This window comes from Pseudomonas sp. S10E 269 (genome assembly GCF_002798465.1).
GTDB classification, from domain to species: domain Bacteria; phylum Pseudomonadota; class Gammaproteobacteria; order Pseudomonadales; family Pseudomonadaceae; genus Aquipseudomonas; species Aquipseudomonas pergaminensis.
This window is the reverse complement of the sequence record NZ_PHIJ01000001.1, coordinates 23999-39938: the sequence shown is the minus strand read 5'-3', so window position 1 is coordinate 39938 and position 15940 is coordinate 23999. Positions and strand designations below refer to the sequence as shown.

Annotated in this window: 18 protein-coding genes; 8 read left to right on the top strand and 10 right to left on the bottom strand. The window is 61.8% G+C overall.

Annotation, left to right across the window (positions count from 1 at the left end; all coding sequences use genetic code 11):
• Positions 1 to 27: 27 nt before the first annotated feature.
• The 3 genes from CWC48_RS00215 to CWC48_RS00205 all read right to left on the bottom strand — a co-directional run bounded on the left by CWC48_RS00215 (position 28) and on the right by CWC48_RS00205 (position 1712).
• Complete coding sequence (locus tag CWC48_RS00215; protein WP_100491098.1) at positions 28 to 444, bottom strand: organic hydroperoxide resistance protein; 417 nt, start codon at positions 442 to 444, stop codon at positions 28 to 30.
• A gap of 37 nt (positions 445 to 481) precedes the next feature.
• Positions 482 to 853 carry an RNA polymerase sigma factor gene (locus CWC48_RS00210; RefSeq protein WP_099494538.1) on the bottom strand — a complete coding sequence of 124 codons (372 nt, stop codon included), beginning with the start codon at positions 851 to 853 and terminating at the stop codon, positions 482 to 484.
• Positions 854 to 932: 79 nt separating this feature from the next.
• Positions 933 to 1712 carry a creatininase family protein gene (locus CWC48_RS00205; RefSeq protein WP_099494540.1) on the bottom strand — a complete coding sequence of 260 codons (780 nt, stop codon included), beginning with the start codon at positions 1710 to 1712 and terminating at the stop codon, positions 933 to 935.
• Positions 1713 to 1938: 226 nt separating this feature from the next.
• Between CWC48_RS00205 and CWC48_RS00200 the strand changes: the two genes are divergently transcribed.
• The gene (locus tag CWC48_RS00200; RefSeq protein ID WP_078047789.1) at positions 1939 to 3006 is read left to right on the top strand and encodes an AI-2E family transporter; all 1068 of its coding nucleotides are present in this window, start codon (positions 1939 to 1941) and stop codon (positions 3004 to 3006) included.
• A gap of 3 nt (positions 3007 to 3009) precedes the next feature.
• Here CWC48_RS00200 and CWC48_RS00195 read toward each other — a convergent pair whose 3' ends face one another.
• The 3 genes from CWC48_RS00195 to CWC48_RS00185 all read right to left on the bottom strand — a co-directional run bounded on the left by CWC48_RS00195 (position 3010) and on the right by CWC48_RS00185 (position 4056).
• Complete coding sequence (locus tag CWC48_RS00195) at positions 3010 to 3192, bottom strand: hypothetical protein (protein ID WP_068931761.1); 183 nt, start codon at positions 3190 to 3192, stop codon at positions 3010 to 3012.
• 91 nt (positions 3193 to 3283) lie between these two features.
• The gene (locus CWC48_RS00190) at positions 3284 to 3478 is read right to left on the bottom strand and encodes a hypothetical protein (RefSeq protein WP_068931762.1); all 195 of its coding nucleotides are present in this window, start codon (positions 3476 to 3478) and stop codon (positions 3284 to 3286) included.
• A 224-nt stretch (positions 3479 to 3702) separates the two neighbouring features.
• Positions 3703 to 4056: a hypothetical protein gene (locus CWC48_RS00185; protein WP_068931763.1), complete on the bottom strand. Its 354-nt coding sequence runs from the start codon at positions 4054 to 4056 to the stop codon at positions 3703 to 3705.
• Positions 4057 to 4212: 156 nt separating this feature from the next.
• Here CWC48_RS00185 and CWC48_RS00180 point away from each other — a divergent pair, with 156 nt between their 5' ends.
• The 3 genes from CWC48_RS00180 (at position 4213) to CWC48_RS00170 (ending at position 8163) form a co-directional block, all read left to right on the top strand.
• Entirely contained in the window at positions 4213 to 5031 is an 819-nt protein-coding gene (locus tag CWC48_RS00180) for a shikimate 5-dehydrogenase (RefSeq protein ID WP_078047791.1), read from the top strand.
• 104 nt (positions 5032 to 5135) lie between these two features.
• Positions 5136 to 6281, top strand: coding sequence for a nitric oxide-sensing protein NosP (gene nosP, locus CWC48_RS00175; protein WP_100491097.1), 1146 nt, complete (start codon positions 5136 to 5138; stop codon positions 6279 to 6281).
• A complete protein-coding gene (locus CWC48_RS00170; RefSeq protein WP_100491096.1) occupies positions 6223 to 8163 on the top strand; it encodes a NahK/ErcS family hybrid sensor histidine kinase/response regulator in 1941 nt (646 codons plus the stop codon). The genes nosP and CWC48_RS00170 overlap by 59 nt, the downstream gene beginning before the upstream one ends.
• A gap of 141 nt (positions 8164 to 8304) precedes the next feature.
• On the opposite strand, the gene CWC48_RS00165 is transcribed toward CWC48_RS00170, so the two are convergent.
• Together CWC48_RS00165 and CWC48_RS00160 are read right to left on the bottom strand one after the other, a co-directional pair.
• The gene (locus CWC48_RS00165; RefSeq protein ID WP_078047794.1) at positions 8305 to 8970 is read right to left on the bottom strand and encodes a response regulator transcription factor; all 666 of its coding nucleotides are present in this window, start codon (positions 8968 to 8970) and stop codon (positions 8305 to 8307) included.
• A 27-nt stretch (positions 8971 to 8997) separates the two neighbouring features.
• Positions 8998 to 9537, bottom strand: coding sequence for a PQQ-dependent catabolism-associated CXXCW motif protein (locus tag CWC48_RS00160; protein ID WP_078047795.1), 540 nt, complete (start codon positions 9535 to 9537; stop codon positions 8998 to 9000).
• Positions 9538 to 9690: 153 nt separating this feature from the next.
• Between CWC48_RS00160 and CWC48_RS00155 the strand changes: the two genes are divergently transcribed.
• Positions 9691 to 10317, top strand: a complete 627-nt coding sequence (locus CWC48_RS00155; RefSeq protein WP_078047796.1) for a response regulator transcription factor — start codon at positions 9691 to 9693, stop codon at positions 10315 to 10317.
• A 615-nt stretch (positions 10318 to 10932) separates the two neighbouring features.
• On the opposite strand, the gene CWC48_RS00150 is transcribed toward CWC48_RS00155, so the two are convergent.
• On the bottom strand, positions 10933 to 11580 hold the full coding sequence (locus CWC48_RS00150; RefSeq protein WP_100491095.1) for a pentapeptide repeat-containing protein: 648 nt from the start codon (positions 11578 to 11580) through the stop codon (positions 10933 to 10935).
• Positions 11581 to 11637: 57 nt separating this feature from the next.
• Entirely contained in the window at positions 11638 to 13533 is a 1896-nt protein-coding gene (gene exaA / locus CWC48_RS00145) for a quinoprotein ethanol dehydrogenase (RefSeq protein ID WP_078047798.1), read from the bottom strand.
• Positions 13534 to 13787: 254 nt separating this feature from the next.
• Here exaA and pedF point away from each other — a divergent pair, with 254 nt between their 5' ends.
• From pedF to CWC48_RS00130, 3 genes are read left to right on the top strand one after another with little or no spacing between them, the layout of a single operon-like run.
• Positions 13788 to 14249 carry a cytochrome c-550 PedF gene (gene pedF, locus CWC48_RS00140; protein ID WP_078047799.1) on the top strand — a complete coding sequence of 154 codons (462 nt, stop codon included), beginning with the start codon at positions 13788 to 13790 and terminating at the stop codon, positions 14247 to 14249.
• Positions 14250 to 14252: 3 nt separating this feature from the next.
• On the top strand, positions 14253 to 14996 hold the full coding sequence (locus tag CWC48_RS00135; RefSeq protein WP_078047800.1) for a quinoprotein dehydrogenase-associated SoxYZ-like carrier: 744 nt from the start codon (positions 14253 to 14255) through the stop codon (positions 14994 to 14996).
• On the top strand, positions 14993 to 15931 hold the full coding sequence (locus tag CWC48_RS00130) for a quinoprotein relay system zinc metallohydrolase 1 (protein WP_371857036.1): 939 nt from the start codon (positions 14993 to 14995) through the stop codon (positions 15929 to 15931). The genes CWC48_RS00135 and CWC48_RS00130 overlap by 4 nt, the downstream gene beginning before the upstream one ends.
• The last annotated feature ends 9 nt before the right edge of the window (positions 15932 to 15940 follow it).

Here is a 15940-nt window from a genome sequence, read left to right as displayed (position 1 = left end):
TGCACGTAGGTATCGAGTCACTGAACCTCAGTTCAGGGTGAGGCTGACGTCGATGTTGCGGCGTGTGGCTTTCGAATAGGGGCAATTCTGGTGGGCCGCTTCAATCAATTGCCTGGCTACCTCGGGTTCTATCTCGGGCAACGATACGCTGAGGTGCGCCTGCAAGAAAAAACCCTGTGCGCCGTGCAGCAGGTCGACTTGGGCATCAATCGCCGCCGTGGCCGGAAACAGGATTTTCCGGGCATTGCAGGCATGGCGCAGCGCGGCCAGGAGCGATGCCGACCAGCACACCGCAAACAGTTGCTCGGGGTTGGTGCCGCTCCCCGGAGCACCGGGCGGGGAGAGCTTGATATCCAGCCGGCCATCCACGCTACGCCCTGCGCCCTCTCGACCGCCTGTGGTAGAGGTGTGGCCGGAATACAGAATTTTTTCGATGCTCAGCATGGGCATTTCCTGGGAAAAATCGACGGCAGTGGGAAAGTCAAATTGCCCACTGGATAGATGGCGAATTCAGCAGAGGGGTGACGCTGGTGGACGGCAGATATCCCAACAGCGTCGTACGGGCGATCTCCAGCAACCAGGCCCGGAACGGCGTGGCAGCGTCGTAGCCTGCGGCATTTTCCAGCACGGCCAGGAAGGCTTCACGTACCAGGTATTGGATGTTTTCATGGCGAATGCGCCCGGCCTGTGCCTGGCCCTCATAAAAAGCCACCAATAACGGTGTGACGTTGTCCCACAGTCGCCACACGGCGCCTCGGTCACCGTTGAGCACATGCTCCATCAATGTGCACAGCCTTTCATTGCCGAGACGGCCCACCTTGCACAGGCAATTGCCGCGATAACCTTCGGTCATGGTTGCATCCCTCTTGAATGCTGACGGTGATGAGATTCAAGAGTGATGCCTGGCCGCGTTGGCCACCAGTTATGCGGTGTTAGCAGTTGTTAGTCGAGGCGCTGACCGGGCCGAGCGGAGTTGATTCGTGGCTGAATGCCTCCAGCTCGCGTACCAGGCTTTCGGCCGCCAGCCTGACTAGCTCACCGCCTTTTTTCGGCGTCGCTTGGCCCGGGTCCGAGCCCATGCGGCCGTCCGGGAAGCGTGCGCGGAAGTCATGGGCCTCGCGAATCGGCCCGGAATTGGCGATTTGCGGCGAATAGGTCGCCGACTTGATCGCGTCCGGGTAGGCCCATTGAGTCACCGCAATCTCCGACGGCGTGGCGTGGATCCCGTGGCCGGTGGGGAACTGCCGGTTGGCCAGTGCACCAACGCCTTCCAGGTCCCACCAGTTGCTCAGTTTCAAGGCGAACCCGGCGGATTGCCTGGCGAAACTGGCGCGGGCATACAGTTGCGAAAATGCCGCTTCGATCGAGGCAATGTTGCCGCCATGGCCATTGAGGAAGAGGATCTTCTCGAAGCCGTGGGCAACCAGGGAAAGCACCCAGTCCTCAATGGCCGCGATAAACGTCGACGGGCGTAACGTGATGGTGCCGGCAAAGCCCAGGTGATGCTGGGCCATACCGATATTGAAGGTGGGGGCGATCAGGATATCCGACGTTTCCTGTGCCTGGTGGGCAATGATCTGCGGACACATCCAGTCGGTGCCTAGCAGGCCAATGGGGCCGTGCTGCTCGTTGGAGCCGATGGGAATCACAATGGTGCGGCTGCGTTCAAGAAATTGCTCGATTTCAGCCCAGGTGGACATGTGTAAAAGCATGATGGCCTCTCTGTTTGACAGAGCCCCGGTGGGAGCGTGATGGAGTATTGCAAGTGCACGCCAATCTCATCACGGGGCAGGGGCAGCGGACATTGCACGATGGTGTCGATCCACGCGCTGTGGGCGGGTCTATGCTTGTTCAATAACCGAGGGCACTCCCAGGTTTCGCTGCGGACTAAGCAACAGGGCCTACATGGGCCCTCTGCTTTTCTGACATGGACCGGACATGAATCAAACCAACCTGCAATTCAAAACCCTGCTGTTGCTGCTGGGCCTGGTGACCGTCGCCTTTATCTGGATACTGCTGCCGTTCTATGGCGCGGTGTTCTGGGCGGTGATCCTCGGCATCATCTTTGCCCCGATGCAGCGTCGCCTGCAGCTGCGCTTTGGCTGGAACCGTAACTTCACCTCCCTGGCCACCTTGAGCGCCTGCCTGGTCATTGCGATCCTGCCGGTGATCATCACCAGCGCCTTGCTGGTGCAAGAGGGCGCGACGCTTTATAAGAACGTGGAAAGCGGCAAGCTGGACGTGGCGGGGTATATCGAGCAATTCAAGAATGTGTTGCCGCCGTACTTCCAGCACCTGCTGGACCGCTTTGGCATGGGCAACCTGGAAGGTTTGCGCGAGAAAATCGTCAAGAGCGCGATGCAGGGCAGCCAGTTCTTTGCGACCCAGGCGTTCAGCTTCGGGCAGGGCACGTTTGATTTCCTGGTGAGCTTTTTCATCATGCTGTATTTGCTGTTCTTCTTGCTGCGCGATGGCCCGGAACTGGTGCGCAAGGTGCGCACGGCGGTGCCGTTGGCCGAGCCGCAGAAGCGCCGGTTGCAGCTCAAGTTCAACCGGGTGGTGCGTGCCACGGTCAAGGGCAATGTGCTGGTGGCCGTGACCCAGGGCGCGCTGGGCGGATTGATCTTCTGGTTCCTGGATATCCCCAGTGCGTTGCTCTGGGCGGTGCTGATGGCGTTTCTGTCATTGTTGCCAGCGGTGGGCGCGGGGATCGTGTGGGGGCCAGTGGCCGCCTACTTCCTGTTGAGCGGTTCGATCTGGCAGGGCGTGGTGCTGGCGCTGTTTGGCGTGTTTGTGATCGGCCTGGTGGACAACGTGCTGCGCCCGATTTTGGTGGGCAAGGACACCAAGATGCCCGACTACCTGATCCTGATCTCGACCCTGGGCGGTCTGTCGGTGTTTGGCTTGAACGGTTTCGTGATCGGGCCACTGGTGGCGGCGTTGTTCATGTCCAGCTGGGCGCTGTTCGTGGAGAGCAAGCCGCGAGTCAAGTTGCCATTACCCTGAACCTCAGGCATGCAGCCTGAAGTTCGAGGCCTGTTGCAGTTGTTTTTCAGCGGCCGACAAGGACGTGAGCGGGCCGCTGATGGGTTCGCCATCGCGCACCAGGTACCAGCAGGCGAGTAAACCCGACTCCCGAAGGCGGGCGGGGACGGCGCTGCCGATGACGGACATGATCTGAACAGTGGGCATAAGGACCTCCAATTGCTATGGAGGTCACCTTACGGGTTGGGCCTGCGTAGGAAAAATCACCTGTCTTGATAGTCGACATCGACGCGAGGCGTCAGTCCACCACCTGATCGAGCATGTTCACCACTTCCTGCTCGCTGACCAAACCCTTGCGCACCAGGTTTTCTGCCAGCAGCGCGAGGAACTTGGCGCTGCGGTGGCCTTCCAGGTGCTTGAGCTCGGTGAGGGCGTTGTAGACCTTGCTGGAAGTACAAAGGCCGGCGGTGCGGTGCGGGTTTTGCGTGGGCATGGTCAGTCGTCCTTGTTGTTATTGGGTGGACAGAATCGATAGTGGAAGTATGTCGTGACACAAACATGACAGCGCGAGGCCTGTTCGGGCAAGTAGACATTGGTGTTGATGATGTGCGATTTCAGCCCGATCAGTGTCCTCAAAGCGACCTTGGCGCTGTAAATCCGGACTTTTCAGGCAAAAAAAGGCCCCGCAACCTGCGGGGCCTGTTTCCAGATGAGTCGTTACCAGCCGCGACGGTAGTAGCCGTGGGGAGGGCCGTAGTAGCCACGGGGTGGGCCGTAATAGACCGGCGCCGGGCGATAATAAACCTGCTGTTGCACATACACCGGTGGCGGCGGTGCGTAGTAGACCGGCGGCGGCGCGGCATACACCGGCTGCGGTTGCACATACACCGGCTGCTGCACATAGACCTCACGCGGCTGGCTGGCAACCACGGAGCCCACGACTGCGGCGCCGACTAAAGCACCCAATACGGCCGGGCCACCCCAACCACCACCGTGGGCGGAGGCTTGGCCTGCCATAGCGAGTGCGCCAACAAGCAAGGCGATCTTGGGGATTGTACGAATCATGGTCATTCCTCGGTTAGCCCCAGCGCTTGTGGTCTGTCATCAATAGACTCAAGTAATGTCGCGGGGATACTTTTAAGACAACGTATTTCTAAAAAACAGCACAGCCGCTAGGTAAAGGTTGTGTAAGGTCTGTACCGATTTGCTTACTCAAAGGAGCTACCCATGCAGATGCACCCCAACAAAGACACCCAACTGTGCATGTCTCTGTCGGCGCGCCCGGGGAATTTTGGCCTGCGTTTTCATAACCACCTGTACGAACAGCTGGGTCTGAACTTCTACTATAAAGCCTTCAGCAGCCAGGATTTGCCCGGCGCGATCGGTGGTATCCGCGCGCTGGGCGTACGCGGTTGCGGGGTTTCCATGCCGTTCAAGGAGGCTGCCATTGCCTTGGTGGACGAACTCGACGATTCGGTCCAGGCCATCGACTCCCTGAACACCATCGTCAACACCGACGGGCACCTCAAGGCCTACAACACCGACTATATCGCCATTGAACAACTGCTGAAAAAGCACGCGGTGCCGAAAGACTCGACCTTCGCCCTACGGGGCAGCGGCGGCATGGCCAAGGCCGTGGCCAGTGCCTTGCGGGATGGCGGCTACGCCAATGGCGTCATAGTGGCGCGCAACGCGGCGGCAGGCCGGGCCCTGGCGCAAAACCTGGGCTATGCGTGGCAGGCCGAACTGGGCGACCTGCGCCCACAGATGCTGATCAACGTCACCCCCATTGGCATGACCGGTGGCGCCGAGGCGGATGCGCTCGCGTTTGATGCCGATGCGGTGGATTCTGCCGAGACTGTGTTCGATGTGGTAGCGATCCCCAGCGAAACACCGCTGATCGTGCGTGGCCGTGCCAAAGGCAAGCGAGTGATCACGGGCCTGGAGGTGATCGCCATCCAGGCCCTGGAACAGTTCGTGCTCTATACCGGCGTGCGTCCGACTCCCGAGCAGTTCGAGAAAGCCGTGGCCTTTGCCCGAGCCTGAGGAGTAGGGGGTTCATCCCAACGCATCCCCGACCCAGTACCCAAGTAGCATAGGTCTCCCTCCTGGCCCTTCGTACACTGGTGCCTCAGAGGGGGGAGCCAACGATGCACAACAGTGAAGGCGTAGTCAGTGCCATGTCCCAGGCCACGGATGCCGGGCAGGCCGCCGAAGAGCTGGCGCGGCAACTGCTGCACCCGTACTTGGGGTTTGTGCTGTTTTTCTGCTCGGCGTCCTATGACCTGCAGGCCCTGGGCCAAGCGCTGCAACAGTGCTTTGGCAGCGTACGCGTGGTCGGCTGCACCAGCGCCGGCGAAATCACCCCTCAAGGCTATGGCCGTAACTGCATCACGGCGGTGGGCTTCAACCATGCGCACTTTTCCATCGCCACTGAACTCATCGACCAGGTGGAGCATTTCAGCCTGATCAACGCCCAGGACATGGTCGAGCGCCTGGTCGGCGGCTGCCGCAGCAATACCCTGGCGCCGATCAAGGGCAACACCTTTGCGCTGACATTGCTCGATGGCCTGTCCAGCCGTGAGGAAATGGTGCTGGCGGCCCTCAGCGCGGCCCTGGGGGATATTCCTCACTTCGGCGGTTCGGCGGGTGATGACAACTTCCTCACCCACACCCACGTGTACTTCAATGGCGTGTTCCACAGTGGCGCGGCGGTGGTGGTGCTGGTCAATACCTGGCTGGATTTCGAGGTGTTCACCACCCACCACATCCTGCCGCGCACGGAAAAACTGGTGGTCACCGGCGCTGACAGTCCCTCGCGCCGGGTCTTCGAACTCAACGCCGAGCCCGCCGCCGAAGAGTACGCACGGCACATCGGCGTGGCCGTGGCCGATCTCGACCACCGCACCTTCGCCGCCCACCCACTGGCCGTGCGCATCCACGACCAGTACTACCTGCGCTCGATCCAACAGGTGCACGACGACCTGAGCCTGAGTTTCTACTGCGCGGTGGAAAACGGCATCGTGCTGACGGTCATGAAACCCGGGCCGATCCTGCCCAACCTGCAAACCCTGTTCGGCGGCCTTCAAGCGCGCCTCGGCGACCTGTTGCTGACCATCGGCTGCGATTGCTTTTTGCGCCGCCTGGAACTGGAAGACGCCGGCGACCTGGAACAGATCGGCGGTTATTTGCGCGACCAGCGGGTGATGGGTTTCAACACCTACGGAGAACAGTTCAATGGCATGCACATCAACCAGACCTTCACCGGGGTCGCCATTGCCCGAGGCCGACGCTGAACTGCTCGCCCAGTTGGCCCGGCTGCAACAGGACAACCACAAGCTGGCCCGGATCAACGCGGCGCTGATCGAGCGCATCGAGTCCGGCATGACCCAGGGCAACAACCCCTACACCACCTTCCAGCATTCGGTGGTGCTGGCCGAGCAAGTGCGCGAACGCACCGACGCTTTGAACCAGGCGATGGCCGAGCTCAAGGCCAGCAACCACCTGCTGATCAACGCGCGGCTGCGGGCCGAAGCCTTGCGCGGCGAGCAGGTGGCGGCGCAGAAAGCCCAGGAGAGCGAACGCTGGATCCGCCTGATCACCGACAACGTGCCGGCGCTGATCGGCTACCTGAATTCTGACCTGGTCTACGAATTCACCAACAAAGTCTATGAAGAATGGTACTGCTGGCCGCGCGGCATGATGCTCGGCCAGAGCCTGCGCCAAGTGCACAGCGAGCAACATTGCCAGCGCCTGGACGCCTACGTCGCCCGCGCGCTGGCCGGCGAGAGCGTGACTTTCGAGTTCGCCGAAACCAACATCAACAACCAGGAGCGCTACATGCTGCGCTCCTATGTGCCGAATATGCTCGCCAGTGGCGAAGTGGTGGGGATCTTCGTGTTGATCCGCGACATCACTGAACGGCGCCGCACCGCCGAGGCCCTGCATCAGGCCTATCAGCACCTGGAGCAACGCGTGGCCCAGCGCACCTCGGAACTCACGTCGCTCAACGACCAGTTGCTCAAGGAGATCGACGAGCGCCGGCGCATGGAAACCCGTCTGCGCGAAGCCAAGCTGGAAGCGGAGCAGGCCAACCTATCGAAGACCAAATTCCTTGCGGCGGTCAGCCACGACCTCTTGCAACCGCTGAATGCCGCGCGCCTGTTCACCAGCGCATTGCTGGAGCGCCCCAGCGAAACCCTGGTGCGCAATGTGAGCAACTCCCTGGAAGACGTGGAAAACCTGCTGGGCACGCTGGTGGATATTTCCAAGCTGGATGCCGGGGTGATCAAGGCTGATATCGCCCCGTTTGCCCTGAGCGAATTGCTCGACAACCTGGCTGCCGAATACACCGAACTGGCGCGCAGCGAAGGGCTTGAGCTGCACTTTGTCGGTTGTTCGGCATTGGTGCGCAGCGATATCCAGTTGCTCGCGCGGATCCTGCGCAACCTGTTGAGCAATGCCATTCGCTACACCTACTCAGGGCGCGTGGTGCTGGGTTGCCGACGCCAGCAGCAGCGCTTGCTGATCCAAGTGTGGGACAGCGGCATGGGCATTGCCGAGGACCGGCTTGAAGAGATTTTCCAGGAGTTCAAACGCGGCGATATCCAGCGTCCGGACCAGGACCGTGGGCTCGGGTTGGGCCTGGCGATCGTGGAGAAAATCGCCGGCATACTGGGCCATCGCATCAGCGTCAAGTCCTGGCCGGGCAAGGGCTCGATGTTTTCGGTGGAAGTGCCGCTGAGTGCCACTGCGCCAAAGTCATTGCCGACGCTGTGCATGAGCGAGCCGATGCTGGAGCGCTTGCAAGGCGCGCGCGTGTGGGTGTTGGATAACGACGCCGCGATTTGCGCCGGTATGCGCACCTTGCTCGAAGGCTGGGGCTGCCGGGTGATCACCGCGCTGTCGGAGCAGGACCTGGCGCGGCAGGTGGACAACTACCATGCCGAAGCGGACTTGCTGATTGCCGACTACCACCTGGACGACGACCAGAACGGTGTGGACGCCGTTGCCCGCATCAACGCCCGGCGCGGCAGTGCGGTGCCGGCACTGATGATCACCGCCAACTACAGCAATGAGTTGAAGCTGCAGATACGCGAATTGGGGCACACGTTGATGCACAAGCCGGTGCGGCCGATGAAGCTCAAGACCGCCATGAGTCATCTGCTTGGAAAATAAACACTGAAACACCTGCGCACGCAGATCAAATGTGAGAGCTGGCTTGCCTGCGAAAGCGGTGTATCAGTTACGGCTGTGCAAACTGACCCAGCGCTTTCGCAGGCAAGCCAGCTCCCACCTCGACCTCGTCGTCTTGACGTTTCAGCGGCGCAGGTACGAGCCGAAATCGATATCCCCAGCGCTGAGAATCGCCTGCACCCGATTGTGCACATTCAGTTTGCGCAGAATCGCCGACACATGCGCCTTCACCGTGGTCTCGGCAATCTCCAGCGTGTAGGCGATCTGCTTGTTCGACTCGCCCTTGGTCATCCGTTCCAGTACCAGCAACTGCTTGCGCGTCAGCGCTTGCAGCAGTTCTGGCGCAAACCCGGGGCTGTCGTTCATGCGGCGCTGCCCGCTGTTGCGCTGGGTGCGGATGATGTCCGGCGGCAGGTACACGTTGCCGTTGAGAATCTGCTGGATCGCTTCGGTCATTTGCAGGCGGGGTGACGACTTGGTGATAAAACCCACGGCGCCGTAGGTGATGGCTTGCAGCACGATCTGCTTGTCTTGCTCGGCCGAGACGATCACCACCGGGATGGTCGGTGACTCGTTGCGCAGGTTGATCAAGCCGTTGAGACCATGCATGCCGGGCATGTTCAAGTCCAGCAGGATCAGGTCGAGGTCGTCGTGTTCCTGGGTCAAGGCGAGGGCGCTGTCCAGGTCGGCGGTTTCCATCACGTCGCTGCCGGGGAAACCGTCGCTGATGACGTTATGGATCGCCTCGCGAAACAGCGGGTGATCGTCGGCAATCAGAATTTTGTACATGGCCGTTCACCTTCTTGTTGTGGTTTTTTATTCAAAGGGTTCGGGTGTCGCAGCCATCACTGGCAGGTTTGCCGCTTCCCATGCGTCCAAGCCATCGCGGTACCAATACACAGAGGTATAGCCCAGGTTGGCGGCTCGTTTTACCGCGTTCCAACTCAGCCAGCAATCGGCGCGGCAGTAGAACACCAGCGGGCGTGCGAGGTTGCCGCCGGTGAAGGTGTACAGGTGTCGCGCGAAATAGCCTTGCCATTCGGGCGTGAGGTCGCCGTCGCCGGTATTGGCCAGCCAGTGGCTGCCGGGCAGGTTGGCATGGGGCTGGTCCTCGATGAAGCGGCCTTGCAGCCATTGGCGACGGTACACATCGACCAGCACGGGTGCGGGTGTCTGGGTCAGCAGGGCTTGCAGGGCAGGGGTGTCGACGATGGTCGCACCGGGCAGTTGAGCGGGCGTAGGGCTGCGGTACAGGCTGACGCGGTAGCCATCGGGGGAAAACAGTGGGGCGTCGGCCTGTACGGGCGTGAAGAACAGGCACAACAGTGCCGCAAGTGGCAGTCGAGCGGGCAGCATGGCGGGTCCGATCCTTATCGTTATGCACCCATTACACGCGAGTCCCGCTGCCTTGGGAATGCGACGATAGACAGGAAAATCAGTACCAAAGTAGTAGGTCTTGGTGGGTGCAGGGGCTCTAGCATGGGGTGATGCGCAGCCATTGGAGGCACTATGAATATCCTGCTGGTCGATGATCACGCCGTGGTCCGCCTGGGTTATGCCGGGCTGTTGCGCGACGGACTGCCGGGCGTGGTAGTGCGCGAAGCGGCGAGTGGCGAGGAAGCCCTGGCGCGGGTGCACGAAGCGGTGCCCAACCTGGTGATCATCGGCTTCGGCTTGCCGGGCATCAGCGGCCTGGAAACCACACGACGCCTGCGCCAGCGCCTGCCACAATTGCGCGTGCTGTTTTTCAGCCAGCATGCCGAGCTGCCCCTGGTGCGCCAGGCTTTGGACGCGGGCGCTTCGGGATATCTCACCAAGAGCGCTTCGCCTGCGGTGATGCTTGAAGCGGTTGAGCGCATTCTTGACGGCCACACCTATATCGAACAGGACCTGGCCACGCAGCTGGCCTATCACCCCACGGACCGGCGCTTGCAGAGTATGACCCAGCGTGAGCTGGAGATTTTCCTGATGCTCGCCAAGGGCACCCCGGCACGCGCCATCGCTGCCCAGCTGAGTATAAGCAGCAAGACCGTGTCCAACCACCTGACCCTGCTCAAGAGCAAATTGCAGGTGAGTTCCCATGCAGAGCTGGTGCACCTGGGTATCGACATGGGGGTGGTGCGCGTGGCGGGCTGAACCCACCCCCATTACCTGTAGGAGCCGGCTTGCCGGAGATGGCGTCACCGGCGTCTGTCTGCTGTACCGAGTTGCCTGCATCGCCGGCAAGCCAGCTCCTACACGTCCTGCTTTTGCTTCGACCACTCAGGCCGGCTGCCAGGCCGCCGTGCTCTTGCTTTTGATCTTGATCCTAGGCGCCCCGTCAAACACGCTGGCCGGAATTCGACAGGAATTTGGGGGGTAAACCGGCAGGGATGCCGGTTTAGCCGCCCCGCGCCATGGATGGCGCGTGGCGGCGGCCCCCCAAATACCTGTCGGATTACGGGCACACCGAGCCTAGGCGAGGTGCCGAGTGTTGGGGCGAAGGCCTTTTGCTTACTTTTGGGCCTTTCCAAAAGTGAGCCGCTGTAAGAGCGGAACCATAGGCGGCCGTTACCCAAACAACGGATATGTACCCAGTCTGATCCAACATCCAGGTCGGCTGTCAGGCCGCCTTCGCAGGCAAGCCAGCTCCCACATTTGGATCGCTGGGGTATCAGTTAGATTGCGGCCAGATGCCACGCCGCCAGCGGGAACAAGCTCACTCCCCACAGATCCTCATCGCCGGCAAGCCAGCTACAGAGTGAGGTGTGTCTAGCGATCCCAGGTGGTAGGGCAGTCCTTGCAGCCTTCCATGTTCGCATCCTGGAAATTCGCATAGTGCTGGCGACTGCCCGTGAGCGTGGCCTTTTCCAGGTTGCTTTCACCGAACTTGGCTTCTTGCAGGTTGGCCTCGCTGAGGTCCGCCCCCTGCAGATCGGCCTTGCTCAGCCAGGTCATTTCCAGGTCGGCCGCCCTTAGGTTGACCTTGTGCATCTTCGCGCCCGACAGCCTTGCAAATTGGAGGTAGGCGGCGCTCAGGTTGGCGTTTTCAAATTGCGCGCCCTGGGCAAACATCCCCCAGCCTTGCACGGCCATCAGCGTGGCGCCGGTAAAGTCGGCCAGACGCAGGTTGGCCTGTTGCAGGCTGGCGCGGGTGAGGTTGGCGCCTTGCAGCTGGGCTTTCTCCAGGTTGGCCAGGTCGAGGTTGGCGTGGCGCAAATCCGCATCGCGCAGGTCGGCGCCGGCCAGGTTCATTTTGCTCAAGTTCTGGTTACTCAGGTTGGCGCCCTTGAGGTTGGCGCCGGGGCATTGGCTGTGTTCGGCGAGGGTGCAGCCGTTGATGACGAGGGGGGCGTCGTCGCCATCGTCGGCGTGGGCCAGGGGCAGGCTCAGCAGGAGCAGTAAAGGCAAGAGTTTCATGGCGGGGCCTCTAAAGAAGGAAGGCCGGGAGAGCCTATGGATTCCCCCGGCCGAAGGTTACTTCTGGGCGGTTTTCTGATCCCAGCTCGGGATCTTGAACACCCAGAACGACCCACCCTGTGCCACTGGCTTGGTCAGCTCAGCCATGTCGCCGCCCCACAGCGGCACCGCACCGCCGTAGCCGACGGTGACGCCGATGTACTGCTCGCCATCCTGCTCCCAGGTGATCGGCGGCGAGACGATGCCGCTGCCGGTCTGGAACTTCCACAGCTCCTTGCCGGTTTTCGCATCGAAGGCCTTGAAGAAGCCATCGCCAGTGCCGGTGAACACCAGATTGCCCTTGGTCGCCAGCACGCCGGCCCACAAGGGCAGGTGTTCCTTGTGCTCCCACACCACCTTGCCGGTGGTCGGGTTCATCGCCCGCAGGGTGCCGACGTGGTCGTCATACATGCGCTTGATGCGGAACCCCATGCCCAGGTACGCCGAGCCCTTCTTGTAGTTGACCTCTTCGGTCCAGTATTCCTCTTTCCACTGGTTGCCAGGGATATAGAACAGGCCGGTGTCCTGGCTGTAGGCCATGGGGTTCCAGTTCTTGCCCCCCAGGAACGGCGGCGAGACTTCCACCGGCTTGCCCTTGGTTTCACCCGGCAACGGCTTGGCCGGACGCTGGCCTTCGTTTTCCACGGGGCGGCCGGTCTTCAGGTCGATGTGGCTGGCCCAGGTGATGTTGTCGACAAACGGGAAGGCGTTCTGCAGCTTGCCGTTGTTGCGGTCGACCACATAGAAGAAGCCGTTGCGGTCGGCATGGCCGGTGGCCTTGATGACCTTGCCGTCCTTGTCCTTGTAGTCGAACAGCACCAGTTCGTTGTTGCCGGAGAAGTCCCAAGCGTCGTTCGGGGTGTGCTGGTAGAACCATTTTACTTCGCCGGTACTGGGGTCTACACCGACCTGGCCGGAGGTGTAGAGGCTGTCGAAATCGTGGGGGTTGCCGTCCTTCGATGTACGCGCCCAGGTGTTCCATGGGCCGGGATTGCCGGCGCCAACGATGATGGTGTTGGTCTCGGCATCGAAGCTCGCACTCTGCCAAGGCGCGCCGCCGCCGTGGCTCCAGGCCTCGACCTTGCCGGTTTCGGTGGTCGGGTCATCCGGCCACGACGGCGCTTTGACGTCGCCGGTCGGGGTGCTGTCCTTGCCATTCAGGCGGCCCATGTGGCCTTCCACGAACGGGCGCATCCAGACTTCTTCGCCGGTGTCCGGGTCGCGCGCATACAGCTGGCCGACCACGCCGAATTCATCGCCGGAGCTGCCGTGGATCAGCAGCACCTTGCCGCTGACTTTGTCTTTGATCAGCACTGGGGCGCCGGTCATGGTGTAGCCGGCGGCGTGGTCACCGAATTTTTTGTTCCACACCACTTTGCCGGTGTTTTTGTCGAGGGCGATCAGGCGCGCGTCGAGGGTGCCGAAGTAGATCTTGTCGCCAAAGATCGCCGCGCCACGGTTGACCACGTCGCAGCACGGGCGAATGTTGTCGGGCAGGCGGTGGTTGTAGGTCCACAGGCGCTTGCCGGTCTTCGCATCAAGGGCGAACACGCGGGAATAGGAGCCGGTGACGTAGACCACGCCGTCGCTGACGATGGCCTGGGATTCCTGGCCGCGCTGCTTCTCATCGCCGAACGAGTACGACCAGGCCGGCGTGAGCTTGAACACGTTCTTGTCGTTGACCTGCGCCAGTGGGCTCCAGCGTTGGGCGTTGGTGCCCATGCCGTATTGCAGCACGTCCTTGGTGGTCAGGTGGTCGTTGGCGATGTCTTCCCAGGTGACATTGCGCGTCTGCTTCGTTGCGGGTTCGGCAGCGGCATAGCTTGCAGCACTGAGGGACAGGCTGCCCACCAGCAGAAAGGCTTGCACGGCAAGGCTCAAAGGTGAGAGGGCGGGTAGCGATCTTATTGTCATGGTTGCAGTTCCCAGTGGAGGTTTTGGCCTGCACAGGTTGCTGCCTGGATGCGGCGGCGAATACGGAAAAAGTCCCGGTGTTGCCGGGACAATTTCCCGAACCGCCTCTGATTTAGCAGTGCCCCACAAGGCCTGCTACCAACGGATGAGAACCCGCCCACCAAAGCAGCATACGGGTGCCGCCGGGGGCTTCCTAAGATGGTTGCCATAGCCTCTGCGAAGAGGTTTTGCGTGCAATCCTGAGGGAAAAAATAATGACAACAAAACGCAACGCCTTGATCACCGCCTGCCTGTTTGCCGGCGCGCTCAGTGCCGGTTCCGTCTGGGCCCACGGCAACGTGACACCCACCGCCGTGGAAACCAAAGGCCTTACCCCGATCAAGGAGGCCGGCGTGCCATTGGACGCCGATGGCTGGGCTGCCACCAACCCCTATCGCACCACCCCGGAGCACGACAAGGCGGTGGAAGTCGGTGCCTCTGCCTATAACCAGAACTGCGCCGCCTGCCATGGCCTGGAAGCCAAGTCCGGTGGGATCGCCCCCGACCTGCGCATGCTCGACGCCGGTGACGCCGGCGATGAATGGTTCGTAGAGCGCGTGCGCCACGGCGCCGTGCGCGATGGCCGGGTGTACATGCCGAAAATGGCTGACTACCTGAGCCAGGAAGCCCTGTGGGCGGTGCGCACCTACCTCGACAGCGTGCACGTCGAGGAGTAAGCCATGCGCCTGCGTGGGTGGTGGATCTGCTGCTGGCCGGTGCTGGCCTGGGGCGCGCCCGTGGACCCGGTGCCTTCGGTGATGTGGGCCTACTATCACCAGCGTTTTCTCGACAATGCAGCGTTCGTGTTCGACGAGCGGGTGAAACTCTTGGCGCCACCGTTCGCCGAGGATGCGCGCCAGGTGCCGCTGGAGATCGACGCCCGCGCGTTCAAGGGTGACGTGGTCAGGATCCTTGCCTGGGCCGAGCTGAACCCGCTGCCGCAGATCGTCGATTTCCAGCCGCTGGAACGCGTGCTGCCGTGGCTGTCGATCCGGATTCGCATCGAGCAGGCCACGCCGTTGCGTGCAGCGGTGTTGACCAGGGATGGCATGTGGCATGTCGGCTCGACGCTGATCGATGCCGCCGGCGGCGGTTGCACGGCGCCCAGCGTGGTACGCACCCAACCGGGTTGGGAGGAGCACCTGGGCGAAGTGCTGGGCGGCCGTTACCCGCGCGCCGAGTTCAGCCGCGTGAAGCTGCAAGTTGCCCACCCGATGGACAACGGCATGGTCAGCGGCATTCCCGAATTCTTTATCCACCAGGCCGAGCTGCGCGGTGACGACAACCGGCTATTGGCGCGCCTGGAGCTGTTTCCTGCGGTCAGCGAAAACCCCAACCTGGCCTTTGATATCGAAGGTGCAGGCGCCACGCGCCTGACCCTGCGCGACACTAGCGGCAGCCAGTTCGAGGCGGCCATCCCATGAACCTGCGCTGGATTATGGTGTGGCTGGTGCTCTTCAGCCTGCCGGCGCTGGCGGAGCTGGATTACGCCCTCACACCCCGTTTGATCGCCGACAACACTTGGTTGCTGGAAGGCAGCACCGACAATTTCGCCAAGGCCAACGGCGGCAACGTCGTCAATGTCGGGTTCATCGTCACCGAAGCCGGCGTGGTGGTGATCGACACCGGGCCGTCCAGGCGCTACGGCGAAGCCCTGCGCCAGGCCATCGCCCGCGTCACCGACAAACCGGTGATCCAGGTGTTGCTGACTCACCACCACCCCGACCATGCACTGGGCAACCAAGCCTTCAAGGACGTGCCCATCGGTGCCCTGGCCGGCACCACCGTGTTGCTGCATGAGCAGGGCGACAGCATGGCCGAGAACCTGTACCGCATGGTCGGCGACTGGATGCGCGGCACCGAAGTGGTAATGCCCAACCAGACCCTGCAACCCGGCGTGAAAAGCTTCGGCAGCCACGACCTGCAACTGCTGCAGCTGCGCGGCCATACCGGTGCCGACCTGGCGATCTTTGACCAGAAGACCGGCGTGCTGTTTGCCGGTGACCTGGTGTTTTACCAACGTGCGCTCACCGCGCCTCATTCACCGGGGCTGCTGATCTGGCTGGCGGATATCGCCACTCTGCAAGGTTTGCCCTGGACGCTGATCGTACCCGGCCACGGCCCTATCGCGACCGACGCCAAACCCTTCGAGCAGATGCGCGACTACCTCACCTGGCTCGACCAATTGCTGCGCGACGCCGCCGCACAGGGCAGCGACATGGCGGAGCTGATCCGCAGCCCGATTCCCGAGCGTTTCGCCGCCATCAGTCTCAGCCGCTATGAGCTGATCCGCAGCGTCAGCCACTTGTATCCGCAGTACGAACGCACACAGATGCAGCCCCTCACGACCCAACAATAACCGAGGCCT

Coding starts and splice junctions, on each gene's coding strand:
- CWC48_RS00215 (WP_100491098.1), bottom strand. CDS start 444: ATGCTGAGCATCGAAAAAATTCTGTATTCCGGCCACACCTCTACCACA.
- CWC48_RS00210 (WP_099494538.1), bottom strand. CDS start 853: ATGACCGAAGGTTATCGCGGCAATTGCCTGTGCAAGGTGGGCCGTCTC.
- CWC48_RS00205 (WP_099494540.1), bottom strand. CDS start 1,712: ATGCTTTTACACATGTCCACCTGGGCTGAAATCGAGCAATTTCTTGAA.
- CWC48_RS00200 (WP_078047789.1), top strand. CDS start 1,939: ATGAATCAAACCAACCTGCAATTCAAAACCCTGCTGTTGCTGCTGGGC.
- CWC48_RS00195 (WP_068931761.1), bottom strand. CDS start 3,192: ATGCCCACTGTTCAGATCATGTCCGTCATCGGCAGCGCCGTCCCCGCC.
- CWC48_RS00190 (WP_068931762.1), bottom strand. CDS start 3,478: ATGCCCACGCAAAACCCGCACCGCACCGCCGGCCTTTGTACTTCCAGC.
- CWC48_RS00185 (WP_068931763.1), bottom strand. CDS start 4,056: ATGACCATGATTCGTACAATCCCCAAGATCGCCTTGCTTGTTGGCGCA.
- CWC48_RS00180 (WP_078047791.1), top strand. CDS start 4,213: ATGCAGATGCACCCCAACAAAGACACCCAACTGTGCATGTCTCTGTCG.
- nosP (WP_100491097.1), top strand. CDS start 5,136: ATGCACAACAGTGAAGGCGTAGTCAGTGCCATGTCCCAGGCCACGGAT.
- CWC48_RS00170 (WP_100491096.1), top strand. CDS start 6,223: ATGGCATGCACATCAACCAGACCTTCACCGGGGTCGCCATTGCCCGAG.
- CWC48_RS00165 (WP_078047794.1), bottom strand. CDS start 8,970: ATGTACAAAATTCTGATTGCCGACGATCACCCGCTGTTTCGCGAGGCG.
- CWC48_RS00160 (WP_078047795.1), bottom strand. CDS start 9,537: ATGCTGCCCGCTCGACTGCCACTTGCGGCACTGTTGTGCCTGTTCTTC.
- CWC48_RS00155 (WP_078047796.1), top strand. CDS start 9,691: ATGAATATCCTGCTGGTCGATGATCACGCCGTGGTCCGCCTGGGTTAT.
- CWC48_RS00150 (WP_100491095.1), bottom strand. CDS start 11,580: ATGAAACTCTTGCCTTTACTGCTCCTGCTGAGCCTGCCCCTGGCCCAC.
- exaA (WP_078047798.1), bottom strand. CDS start 13,533: ATGACAATAAGATCGCTACCCGCCCTCTCACCTTTGAGCCTTGCCGTG.
- pedF (WP_078047799.1), top strand. CDS start 13,788: ATGACAACAAAACGCAACGCCTTGATCACCGCCTGCCTGTTTGCCGGC.
- CWC48_RS00135 (WP_078047800.1), top strand. CDS start 14,253: ATGCGCCTGCGTGGGTGGTGGATCTGCTGCTGGCCGGTGCTGGCCTGG.
- CWC48_RS00130 (WP_371857036.1), top strand. CDS start 14,993: ATGAACCTGCGCTGGATTATGGTGTGGCTGGTGCTCTTCAGCCTGCCG.